We start from the raw sequence: 11,693 nt of genomic DNA, 5'->3' as shown, positions 1-11,693 counted from the left end.
ACCCTAACAGCTACGGCAAACGCCATGGAAGAATTGACCTTCGGTAACTGCGTCAAGAATAGCTGGATCAGCACCTGGCAAGCCATCGTCCGGATGCCTGGATTCTTCCTCTGCATATTTGCAGTCCTCACCTGCACCACCCTGCTCTCCGCTCCCTTTCAGCATCTCGCCCCAGGCGCTGAACTCGATTTCGCAGCGAGGGCCGGTCATCCTCTCGTCAAGCTGGTTTGCTCGGTGCTGCAGCTCGTCGTCTACGGGTGCGTGATCATCAAGGTCAACCGGTTCCTGCTACTCGGCGAAGGCACCCAGCCTCTCCTGCCCCTCAACGGCGAACCGCTCGGCCGCTACATGCTCTTCTCGCTGGGTCTCGCGGTGGTCCTGGTTGTGGTGACGGTTCTGCTTGTCATGCTCCTGATCCCGGTCATGCGCCACATGGGCGCGGGCGGCTTCTTCCTGTTCGCGTTACTCATTTCGCTAGCGTATCTGTATGCAGTCTGCCGTCTATGCCTGATCTACCCGGCTGTCTCTCTAGGTAGCCCGCTTACGCTGCGAGCGGCATGGAAAGACAGCCGCGGTCATTTCTGGAGCATCCTCGGCGTCGGTTTCGTCGCCCACCTGCCGCTAACGCTCATCTGGACAATCACATTTGCCGTGCTCGGCCCGAGGCTGTTAATGTCCGGTGGGCAGGGCTCGATTGCATTCGCGTTGGGATTCGGGTTCATCAACACCGTCTTCATAGGACTTGCCGCCTCGGTCCTGTCCTGGCTTTACCGGCGTTACGCCAACGAACTGCTGGACTACTCCGCCTACTGAGATGCCGGGCGGCATGGTGTCCATGTCCGCCCCACTCGCCTTCAAAACAGCTTGCCCGGATTCAGAATTCCGTGCGGATCGAGCGCCTGCCTGATCGCGGCCATGGCAGCCAACTCCTCGGGCGAGCGTGAAATCGGCAAGAACTCGCGCTTCAATAAACCGATGCCATGCTCCGCCGACACCGAGCCGTGCAGCGGTCCCAGCATCTCGTAGACGAACGCGTACACGGCGTGATGATCGATGCCCGGGAGCGAACGGCCGTCCACGGTGAGGTGCAGATTCGAATCGCCGATGTGCCCGAAGAAATACGACTCGTTGCCGGGCCACTGACGATCGAGTGCCGCGCGGCAACGCTCGACGAATGTGCCGATCTCACCAATTGGCAGGCTGACGTCGAAATTGATCGGATCGAGCCGTACCGGGAATTCGGCCGTGCATTCGCGCACCGCCCATAGAGCCCGCGCGTCGGCCACCGATTGCGCAATCACTGCGTCGCGAATGACCTGTGTGTCGAGCGCTTCGGCAAGCGCTGCAGCGAAGCGCTCGCCGTCGTCCGCCGCATCGAAGCTGGCGTGCTCGATCAATGCATACAGCGGATGCGCTTCGGCGAATGGCGAGCGTGCGCCAGTCAATGCAACACCGAAGTCATAGAAGTCAGGCCACATGATTTCGAACGCACCGATATCGTTGCCAAAGCGCGTCGACAGCCGCCGCAACAGACTTACCGCAGCATCGTAATTGTTTAGCGCAACCAGTGCGGTATGCCGCGCCGCGCGTTGCGGATGCAGCCGCAATACCGCCCGCGTGATGACGCCGAGCGTACCTTCCGAACCGATAAACCAGTGCTTCAGGTCATAGCCGGTATTGTTCTTGACCATCTTGCCGAGCGAGCTCAACACCGCGCCGTTCGCGAGCACCACTTCGAGGCCGAGCACCTGATCGCGTGCCGTGCCCGACTGGATCACGCGATTACCGCCGGCGTTGGTGGCGAGATTGCCGCCGATCTGGCACGAGCCGCGTGCGCCGAGATCGAGCGCCAGTTCGAAACCCGCCTGCGCGGCCGCTTCCTGTGCGGTCTGCAAGGTGGTGCCGGCCAGCACCGTCATGGTCGCTGAGGCCGGATCGATCTCTTCAACGCCCGTCATACGCTCGAGCGATAGCGCGATATCGGCGGCGCGTGGGATCGCCCCGCCCGCGAGGCCCGTCATACCGCCCTGCGGCACCACCGGTTGATGCGCTGCATGGCAGATCGCCAGTGCCTGCGACACCTGTTCCGTCGTGCGTGGCAAGAGCAACGCTGCTGCGCGGGTTGGTTCGTGACGGGTCCAATCGGTCATTGATCGCTCGCCGATCTGCTCACCAACGCGCACTGCGTCCGCACCCAGCGCATCGCGCAAGGCAGCCAGCGTACTGAAAAACTCCGCGGGAGTACTTACGGTCATGCCGTCGTCCCCTGGGCCGCCAGTTTCTTTCGATAACCCATGGAGTCGTTGATACGACCGAGGATGTAGTCTCCCGCCGCGACTGGCTGATACTTGAGGTCGGCTTCGCTGGTGCCGAGTTCGCGTGGGTCGACTAGCGCACCGTAAGTCGGATCGTAGAACGTCGCGATCGAATAACGCTCGCGGCCCGACGCGTTGATCACGCGGTGCAGCGTCGAGCGAAACCGGTCATTGGTCCAGCGCGCCAGCAGATCGCCAACGTTGACGACGAAGCTGCCGGGTACGGGCGGCGCGTCCACCCATGTGTCGTTGGCGATTTCGCGCACCTGCAGGCCGCCCACCTGATCCTGCCAGAGCAACGTGATGCAACCGTAGTCGGTGTGCGGCGCGACGCCGAACTGCCCGGCATCCGATTGCGGCGGCTGCGGCGGGTAATAAACCATCTGCGTACGCTGCATCCGCTTGGTATAGCGCGGCGCGAAAAAACTGTTCGTCGACGCCGAGACCCGCCGCTACTGCGCGCAACAGGTCCGCGCCGCACGATGCCACTGCTTCGTAGTAGCCATACAGCGCCGGGCGTAACGCTGGCATAAAGTCCGGCCAGTTGTTCGGCCCGCGTAATGCCTGACCGGCGAGCACATCGGGATCGTCCTCCGGCAACTCCAGTCCGACGCTGAAAAATTCCTTGTAGTCGGGCCGCTTCGCCTGGTACATGGTGGCGTCGCCGAGCGCATTGAAGCCTCGATGCCGCTGATTCACCGCCACGCGCCGCTTGGTCTCGACCGGATACGCAAAAAAACTGCGGGCCGCGTGCTCCGCGGCATCGATCACCGCCTGCGGCACGCCGTGGTTGACGATGTAGAAAAACCCGATCGTGGTGCAGGCGTCGTGAATCTCACGGCCGACGCGCTGCAGGGCCGCGGGATCGCCGGCGCGCACCCCGGCAAAGTCGATGATCGGAATGCGGGTGACAGGTGGCATCGCAATGCTCCTGGTGAGCAAGATGGATATGACTGAGGAATGCGGGCACGGCCTTTACTTCGAACACCTTGCAAAGCGAGCCGGGCGCTACGCGCGTTCTCAGTTGTATATACCGCCAAAAGCACCTTCGCAAGCGACGTTTCTGCTCGGACTCACCATTGTCAGGCTTGCCTTGCAGTGCACAATGCGATTATTTATTTCGCGCAAAAGGTGCGGTATATACTGCCTCGCATACCGATCAATAGCGCGCGCCTGCTCCATTGCGTGCCGCGCGACACCGCTTTGCCAACCGGAGAATCGTATGAGCATCCTTGCAGGCTGGAAGTGTCGTTTAGTGATGTTGGCATTGTGTACAGCAAGCGTTGCTGCCCACGCGGATCAGCTCGCCAAGGTCAAGCAGGCGGGCGAGCTTGTCGTCGGTACAGAAATGCAGTTCGCGCCGTTCGACTTTCTCGAGAACGGCCAGCAAGCCGGTTTCAACAAGGACCTGTTCGCCGAGATCGGGAAGGAACTGGGCGTGAAGGTCCGCTTTATCGATCTGCCCTGGCCGAGCGTGTTGCCCGGTCTCGAAGCCGGCAAGTTCGACATGGTGGGCGGGCCGCTGACCGTGACGAAAGCGCGTATGGAACGCTATACGTACACACTGCCCATCGCCGACGCCACCGACGCGCTGCTCAAGCGCGCCAACGACACGTCGCTGAAGCAATCGTCGGACATCGCCGGCAAGACCGTGGGCGCCGGCAAGGGCTCGGCGCAACTCGATCAGTTGAAGGCCTATATCGCGACGCTGCCCAAGCCGCCTGAAGTCCGCGAATACGTCGACAACAACCAGGCGTACGCCGACCTCGCTGCCGGCCGGATTGCCGCCGTGGCGAACTCGATGACGAACATCGCCTATGTGGCGAAACAGCGGCCCGAGACCTTTGCGGTTGTGCAGCCGCCGTTCGGCGCCAAGGTGTACTTTGCTTACTGCATGCGCAAAGACCCGGACAGCAAGTCGCTCGACGACGCCTTCAACGCCGCGCTGATCAAGATGCACGACGATGGACGTCTCGCCGCGTTGCAGAAGAAGTGGTTCGGCGTCGCGATGGATGCGCCGACCACGCTGCCCACGCCGAACTACTGATGAACTGAGCGAACCGCTGCCGGACACGCGTCATGCCGCAGCGGTTCGCCGGCTCTTCTAGCGGGTGCACCACATGTTCAGCATGACTGTCTTTCTGCAGGGGCTGCCGCTGCTGCTGCACGCGGCCATCGCCACGGTCGGCATTTCGCTGACGGGGCTCGTGATCGGCTTCTTTGTCGCGATCGCCGTGTGCTCGGCCCGGCTCTCGGCGCATCGTGCCGCGCGCATGTTCGGCGGTGCGTACGTGTTTTTCTTTCGCGGCGTGCCGATGCTCGTGCAACTGCTGCTCGTCTACTACCTGCTGCCGTTCGTCGGCATCAACGTATCGCCGCTCGCTGCAGCGATCAGCGCGGTGTCGTTGTGCTCGGCCTCGTATATCGCCGAGATTCTGCGAGGCGGTTTTCTGAGCATTCCACCTGGGCACATCGAAGCAGCGCGCATGCTCGGCATGTCGCCCTTCGACATGCTGCGCCGGATCCAGGTGCCGCAGGCGTTCCGCCTCACACTGCCGTCGCTCGTCAACGAGATGGTGCTGCTGATCAAGGCGTCGTCGCTGATCTCGGTGGTCGGCGTGGCGGAACTCACACGCACCGCGCAGAACATTGCCGCCAGCACTTATCGGCCGCTAGAAGCATATGTTGCTGCGGGACTGATCTATTTCGTCATCTGCGGCGCGCTCGCGCTGGTTGCGCACGGTGCCGAGCACCGCTTGCAGCACGCCTGAAGATGCCACCGCGACAGCACTGAAACCAAGCCCGAGCCCCCAGCGATGCAGCAATTCGATCCCACCGTCATCACCCACAACCTGCAGCCGATTGCAGCGGGTCTCGCGACGACCATCGGCACGTGGGTGGCGGGTGTCGTCATCGGCATGCTGATCGGCTTTCTGATCGCGGTGCTGCAGCTGTTTTGCGGACGCTGGGTGCGCGGGCTGCTGCGCTTCTATATCGAACTCTTTCGCGGCACGCCGTTTCTCGTGCAGCTATTTCTGCTGTATTACGGCGGCCCTTCGTTCGGCCTCACGCTTGAACCGATGACCGCCGGTGTGCTCGGCCTCGGCCTGTACGGCAGCGCGTATTTTGCCGAGGCGTTCCGCTCCGGCTTCCAGTCCGTGCCGCGCGGCCACCTGGAAGCGGCGTCCTGTCTCGGGCTGTCGCGCTGGCAAGCCGTGCTACGCATTCAGGTGCCGCAGATGCTCGTGCTGATCGTCCCGGCGCTCACCAATCTGATCATCGTGCTCAGCAAGGAGACCGCCGTGCTGTCGATCGTCACCGTGCCTGAACTTACCTTTGTCCTGACCGGTATCGGTTCGGCCACCTTCGCATTTGTCGAAACGCTGCTGGCGCTGTGCGTCTGCTATCTCGCACTGGTCGAGATCACCTCGCGCGCCGGCATGTGGGCCGAAGCCCGGATTGCGCGCTTCATGGCATGACCCCACATTGGACCGATCGATGAACGCCCTTGCCGATATGCCGACCTCCGCCCCCACCGCCGCCGCTGCAGGACACGCGAACAGCGCATCGCTGATCGACGTGCGCGACCTGCGCAAACGCTTCGGCGAAGTCGAAGTCCTGCGCGGTGTCGACCTGCAGATTGCCCGCTCCGAGGTGGTCTGCATCATCGGACCGTCGGGTTCAGGCAAAAGTACGCTATTACGCTGTCTCGCCGCGCTTGAAACCTACGATCAGGGTGACGTACGCATCGAAGGCGAACTGCTCGGCTATACCGAGCGCAACGGCAAACGCGTACGCGCATCGCAGGGCGAAATCAACCGCGTGCGGCGCAATGTCGGCATGGTGTTCCAGCAGTTCAACCTGTGGCCGCATATGACAGCGCTCGGCAATGTGATGGAGGCGTTGTTGCGAGTGCAGCATCTTTCGCGCGACGATGCGCGGCGTCGCGCCAATACCATGCTGGAGACGGTCGGGCTTGCGCACAAGGCGGATGCGCATCCGGCCAAACTGTCGGGCGGCCAGCAGCAACGCGTGGCGATTGCGCGAGCGCTCGCCATGGAGCCGCACATCATGCTGTTCGACGAACCCACCTCGGCGCTCGATCCTGAACTGGTCGGCGAGGTGCTGCAGGTAATGAAACAACTCGCACGCGACGGCATGACGATGGCCGTCGTCACGCACGAAATGGGCTTTGCCGCCCAGGTGGCCGACAAGGTCGTGTTTATCGATCAGGGCCGCATTGCCGTGGAAGGCAAACCGCGCGACGTCTTTCACGATGCGGGCCAGCCGCGCCTGCGCCAGTTCCTGCAGAATTACTTCGACCGCAACGCCTTCTGGACCCAGGACGCTGGCGAGGCGGACCCAGCATGACCGCGCGCGCCGCCCGCGGTACTGGCCGTATGCCGGCAACGCGCGTTTCTGCGAGCGCCGCTGCCGCGACCGCCAGCGCTGCGGCTGGCGCGGCTGGCAGTGCGCTCGACATGCCCGACCATCCGACTGCGCGCTACGAACAGGTCAAAAGCCATATTCGCCGCACCATCGAATCAGGTGCGCGGCAACCCGGCGACCGCATCCCGTCCGAACTCGACCTCGTCGCCGAACTGGGCGTCTCGCGCATGACAGTCAACCGCGCGCTGCGCGAGCTCGCCGACGAAGGGCTCGTCACGCGGGTGTCGGGCGTGGGCACTTTCGTCGCCGAGGCGAAACCGCAATCCACCCTGCTGATGATCGCCCATATCGGCGACGAGATCCGCTCGCGCGGTCATGAGTACACCTACGAAACGCTGCTGAAGCAACGCGAAACCGCGCCTGTGGTGGTATCCAATGCATTGGGGCTGGCGCCGGGTGCTTCGGTGTTTCATGTGATCTGCGTACATCGCGAGAACGGCCTGCCGGTGCAACTCGAGGACCGCTACGTCAATCCGGCCACCGCGCCGGAGTTTTTGCAGCAGGACTTCGCGGCGATCCGCCCATCCGAGTATCTCTACAACGTCGTGCCGGCGCATGACGTCGAACATGTCGTGGATGCAGGCCTCTCGACGCCTGCCGAAGCCGCGCTGCTGGAAATCCGCGTCGAAGAGCCGTGTCTGACGCTGGTGCGCCGCACGTGGACGAGCGGCGTAGCCGTGACGTTCGCCCGCTTCGTTCATCCGGGCTCACGCTACCGGCTGGGCTGCCGGTTCACGCCGGACATCTCGCAGCGCCAGGGGTGAATACGGCGGCCTGGACGGGCCGCCTGAACAAGCCGCAGTCCTGGATCAGACTCAAACGTTACCCGCCAGATGGAAGCGCGACGCCGGATGCCACAACCGCACCGAGGTCGCCACCGCAACGCCCACCCAGGTGCGGCGCCACAACAGCAGGCACGGCTCGCCGATCTCCATCAGCAGATGCTTGCGCACGTGCGCGTCAGGCTTTTGCGCATAGATGCGAAACTCGGCGCGCTGGATCGGCGCGAGCCGCACCATGTAGTGATTCGGCGTTTCGGCCGTGAAGTCCTGTTGCAGATACTCGGGGAATACCTTGGGATTGACGTAGCGGTCTTCGTACTGAATCGGCTCGCCTTCTTCGCAGTGCACGATGCGCGAATGAAACGCCGGTCCAGCAGACAGACCGAGTGCATCGAGCGCCTCCGGATCGTCGCTCGGTTCGAGCGTCAGCACGCGCGCCATATGCCGATGGCCGCGCGCAGCAATCTCGTCCGCGATATTGCGAATCTCGAGTACCGTCGATTCGTAGCGCTGCGGCGCAACGAACGTGCCGGACCCTTGCACGCGGGTCAATACCCGCTCGGTGGTCAGCTCGCGCAGCGCGCGCGACACGGTCATGCGCGCCACGCCGAACTCCTTGACCAGTTCGGTCTCCGATGGAATCAGCCCCCCCGGTTTCCAGTCGCCTTCGGCAATCCGCTTCACGACGTAGCGCTTGATCTGCTGATAGGCCGGCGTCGCTTTTGCAGGTTCCTGTGCGTTATTTTTTGCTGACGCTTCGGCAACCTGGCGAGGACTGCCCTCGGTCGTTTCGAATGGCGCGTTGTCTATGTTCATATTCACGTCGACCTCGTGGGTGGCACGCAATACGCAAATGCGCCAATGCGTCCGGCGGGTAGGCCGGCCGCACCGGCTCGTGGGTCCATTGACCGTTTCACGCCGCCGATTGCAGATCGCAAGCAGCGATCGCAACCGTCGTGGGTGCTGCAGGGCTCGCGCCGGCAACCGGTGGATAGGCAGTGTCCGCTCCGGTGCCAACGGTTGCAGGCCGCATCTTACCCGGGTCCGGTAGCGGCGGCGGCGCTGTGTCGGCAATGATACGGAATGCCAGCGCCATGTCCTCGGCGAGCGGCCGGTCGTCGCGATAGGTCGGCACGGCGCTGCGCACGCGTCGCCACAAGGAATCGGTGTACGGCGCGCGCGGGGCATCGAGCATTTGCAGATCGTAAGCCTGAGCCGCTGCCAGCAGTTCGATGGCGACGATACGGCCAGCGTTGTCGACGATCTCCAGCGCCTTGAGCGCCGCCGGCGTCGCGTGACACAAATGGTCTTCCTGCAGGCCGGATGTGATCCCGCCGTCGAGGCTAGCGGGCATGGCGAGGCGCCGGTTCTGCGCCACCAGCGAAGCCGCGGTGTACTGCGCAATCATGAAGCCCGAACAGGTGCCGCCCGGCTCGGCAAGAAACGCCGGCAAGCCGCTCACCAGCGGATTGACGAGGCGGTCGAGCCGCCGCTCCGCCATCGCCGCCACCTGCGCGATAGCCGTAGCAAGGCTATCCATCGCCAGCGCAATCGAAGCGCCAACGGCATGGGCCTGCGAATAGACGCGCGGCTCTTCGGGCGTGCCGGCAACGATCGGATTGTCGGTGATTGAAGCGAGTTCGCGATTGACGACTTCCGCGGTTGCGCTGAAGACGTCGCGGGCCGCGCCATGCACATGGGGAATGGTGCGCATGCTGAGCGGGTCCTGGGTGCGCCGCCCGATCGCCGCTGCGAGTATGCCGCTATCGGCAAGCGCGCTGCGCATTCTTTCGCCGACCAGACTCAGGCCCGGTGAAATCCTCAACGCCAACGATTCGGCATCAAAAGCAACCAGTTGGCCGCGCAGGTTTTCGAAGCTCATGGCCGCGACCACGTCGGTCCAGTCGAGCAGCCGCCCGGCGCGCGCAAGCGCCAGCGCCGCAAGTCCTGTCACGCAGGGCGTACCGTTGACCAGGCTGAGCCCCTCTTTTGCGTCGAGCACGAGCGGTTCGAGTCCGAGCCGCTGTAGCGCTTCACGCCCGCTGAGACGCTCGCCGCGGTAGTGCGCATGACCCTCGCCGATACACACGAGCGCGATATGCGCCATATGGCTCAGGTAGCCGACCGAGCCGAACGCCGGCACCTCGGGCAGGCAGCCGGCGTCGAGCAGCGTCACCAGCCGCTCTGCGACGGCAAGCCGGATACCCGAATGTCCGTGAGCAAAGTTGTTGACGGCCGCAGCGATAATCGCCCGCGTTTCCGCGGCGCCGAGCGGCGTGCCGACACCCACGGCATGACTCATCAGGATGTTGCGCGACAGGGTGCGTTGTTCGGATGGCGAAACGATCACATCGCACAGCGCGCCCACGCCGGTGTTCACGCCATAGGCGCGAATGCCGCGTTCGACGATCTGTTCGACAAGCACGTGGGCCGCCGAAATGCGCGCGCGCGCATCGGCGGAAAGCTCAAGCGGCTCACCCGCGGCGACCGCCGCGATCTGACGCCAGTCCAGAGGACGATCGGAACGGATAACGGCCATGACGATACTCAGTTCGTAGTGCGATGGTGGTGGCTCGAGACGAATTGCCTGAAGCGATCGGACTTGAGATCGCCGAACACCTCGTCCGGCGTGCCGTCAGCTTCGACTTCGCCCTGATGCAGGAACATCACGCGGTTCGACACATGGCGGGCAAAGCCCATCTCGTGCGTGACCACCAGCATCGTGCGGCCCTCCTCCGCCAGCGAGCGCATCACCCGCAAGACTTCGCCCACCAGTTCCGGATCGAGCGCCGAAGTCGGTTCATCGAACAGCATGACCTTCGGATGCATGGCCAGCGCCCGGGCGATCGCCACGCGCTGCTGCTGACCGCCCGACAGGTGCGCAGGATAGTGGCCGCGCTTTTCCGCCAGACCGACTTTGGCGAGCAACGCTTCGGCCTCTTCGACGGCTTCCGCGCGGCTGCGCTTTTGCACGCGCATCGGACCTTCGATCAGATTGTCGAGGACTGTCATATGCGACCAGAGATTGAAGTTCTGGAACACCATGCCAAGTTGCGAACGGATGCGGTCCACCTGGCGGCGGTCGCTTGGTTGCAGCTTGCCGTCGCCACGGCGCTTCATTTTCAGTTCTTCACCGGCCAGCGCGACCGAACCGTCGTCCGGTGTCTCCAGCAGGTTCAGGCAGCGCAGGAAAGTGCTCTTGCCGGAGCCGCTGGCGCCAAGGATCGAGACCACGTCGCCTTCATGCGCGTCGAGCGAGATGCCCTTCAGAACGTGATGCTCGCCGAACGACTTGTGAATGTTCTTGACCGACAATGCAACGGGTGCCGTAGCGTTCATTTGATTCTCCAGACTATCCAGGACGAGTGGCCGTTCAAGGTGCCGCCCGAGGGGTTTGGCGTGCTTCGGTGGCGGCCGGAACCGGGCGCGTTGCGGCTTGAGCGGGCGCCGCGCGCAGATGGCGCGACAGCCGTACTTCGAGCAGCCCCAGCAGACGCACAATGATGAAATTCAGGAACAGATAGATCAACGCAGCGCAGATAAACACCTCAGTAGTCCGATAGGTCTGCTGGATGATCTGCTGCGCGACGCCGGTCACTTCCCACACGGTGACGAGACTCGCGAGCGCGGTCGACTTCACGAGCAGCACGGCCTCGGTCGAATACGCAGGGAGACACTGCCGCAACGCAATCGGGCCGATCACCCTGCGCAGCAATGCGAAGCCCGACAGGCCGATCGCATAACCCGCTTCGATCTGTCCGACCGGCACGGCCATCAGGCCGCCACGGATGATCTCGGCGGTGTAGCCGGCCGTACACAATGCCAGTGACAGCACCGCACACATATACGGTTCGCGCAGCACCGGCCACAGGAAGCTCTCGCGGATCACACCGAACTGGCCGAGCCCGTAATACACAAGGAACATCTGGATCAGCAGTGGCGAGCCGCGAAACACAAGGATGTAAGCACGCGCAAAGCGGTTCGGCAGCCAGTGCGGCGACACACGCATCGTGACGATCACGAGCGACAGCAGACCGCCCAGCACCAGCGAAGAAAAGAACAGTCCGAGCGTGGTCGGCACCGCGGCAAACAACTGGCGCAGCGTGTCGAGCAGGAAATCGAAGTCGATATGCATGATGACCCGGCC

General features: G+C 63.4%; 11 protein-coding genes and 1 pseudogene. 6 read left to right on the top strand and 6 right to left on the bottom strand.

Going from position 1 to position 11,693, the window contains the following annotated elements:
- Positions 1-24: 24 nt before the first annotated feature.
- On the top strand, positions 25-813 hold the full coding sequence (locus BUS06_RS31680; protein ID WP_074268257.1) for a hypothetical protein: 789 nt from the start codon (positions 25-27) through the stop codon (positions 811-813).
- A 41-nt stretch (positions 814-854) separates the two neighbouring features.
- On the opposite strand, the gene BUS06_RS31675 is transcribed toward BUS06_RS31680, so the two are convergent.
- Positions 855-2,255, bottom strand: coding sequence for an FAD-binding oxidoreductase (locus BUS06_RS31675; RefSeq protein WP_074268256.1), 1,401 nt, complete (start codon positions 2,253-2,255; stop codon positions 855-857).
- Positions 2,252-3,236 (bottom strand): annotated as a pseudogene (locus BUS06_RS31670) (isopenicillin N synthase family dioxygenase). The gene BUS06_RS31675 and the pseudogene BUS06_RS31670 overlap by 4 nt, the downstream one beginning before the upstream one ends.
- Positions 3,237-3,537: 301 nt before the next feature.
- Here BUS06_RS31670 and BUS06_RS31665 point away from each other — a divergent pair.
- From BUS06_RS31665 to hutC (BUS06_RS31645), 5 genes are all read left to right on the top strand, one after another.
- On the top strand, positions 3,538-4,362 hold the full coding sequence (locus BUS06_RS31665) for a transporter substrate-binding domain-containing protein (protein WP_074268255.1): 825 nt from the start codon (positions 3,538-3,540) through the stop codon (positions 4,360-4,362).
- A gap of 73 nt (positions 4,363-4,435) precedes the next feature.
- A complete protein-coding gene (locus BUS06_RS31660; protein WP_074268254.1) occupies positions 4,436-5,086 on the top strand; it encodes an amino acid ABC transporter permease in 651 nt (216 codons plus the stop codon).
- Between the two features lie 45 nt (positions 5,087-5,131).
- Positions 5,132-5,794, top strand: coding sequence for an amino acid ABC transporter permease (locus BUS06_RS31655; protein WP_074268253.1), 663 nt, complete (start codon positions 5,132-5,134; stop codon positions 5,792-5,794).
- A gap of 19 nt (positions 5,795-5,813) precedes the next feature.
- Positions 5,814-6,686 carry an amino acid ABC transporter ATP-binding protein gene (locus BUS06_RS31650; RefSeq protein WP_074268252.1) on the top strand — a complete coding sequence of 291 codons (873 nt, stop codon included), beginning with the start codon at positions 5,814-5,816 and terminating at the stop codon, positions 6,684-6,686.
- A gap of 110 nt (positions 6,687-6,796) precedes the next feature.
- Positions 6,797-7,528 (top strand): histidine utilization repressor, encoded by a 732-nt coding sequence (hutC, locus tag BUS06_RS31645; protein ID WP_254369096.1) that lies wholly within the window; start codon positions 6,797-6,799, stop codon positions 7,526-7,528.
- Positions 7,529-7,579: 51 nt separating this feature from the next.
- On the opposite strand, the gene hutC (BUS06_RS31640) is transcribed toward hutC (BUS06_RS31645), so the two are convergent.
- The 4 genes from hutC (BUS06_RS31640) to BUS06_RS31625 form a co-directional block, all read right to left on the bottom strand.
- Entirely contained in the window at positions 7,580-8,368 is a 789-nt protein-coding gene (gene hutC / locus BUS06_RS31640) for a histidine utilization repressor (protein ID WP_254369016.1), read from the bottom strand.
- Positions 8,369-8,459: 91 nt separating this feature from the next.
- Complete coding sequence (locus BUS06_RS31635) at positions 8,460-10,085, bottom strand: aromatic amino acid ammonia-lyase (RefSeq protein ID WP_074268251.1); 1,626 nt, start codon at positions 10,083-10,085, stop codon at positions 8,460-8,462.
- 8 nt (positions 10,086-10,093) lie between these two features.
- Complete coding sequence (locus BUS06_RS31630; protein WP_074268250.1) at positions 10,094-10,885, bottom strand: ABC transporter ATP-binding protein; 792 nt, start codon at positions 10,883-10,885, stop codon at positions 10,094-10,096.
- A gap of 34 nt (positions 10,886-10,919) precedes the next feature.
- Complete coding sequence (locus BUS06_RS31625; RefSeq protein ID WP_074268249.1) at positions 10,920-11,681, bottom strand: ABC transporter permease; 762 nt, start codon at positions 11,679-11,681, stop codon at positions 10,920-10,922.
- Between the last annotated feature and the right edge of the window lie 12 nt (positions 11,682-11,693).

It is taken from the genome of Paraburkholderia phenazinium, from assembly GCF_900141745.1.
GTDB lineage: Bacteria > Pseudomonadota > Gammaproteobacteria > Burkholderiales > Burkholderiaceae > Paraburkholderia > Paraburkholderia phenazinium_B.
Note: the sequence above shows the minus strand (reverse complement) of the source record. Positions and strands in the feature narration are given on the sequence as shown.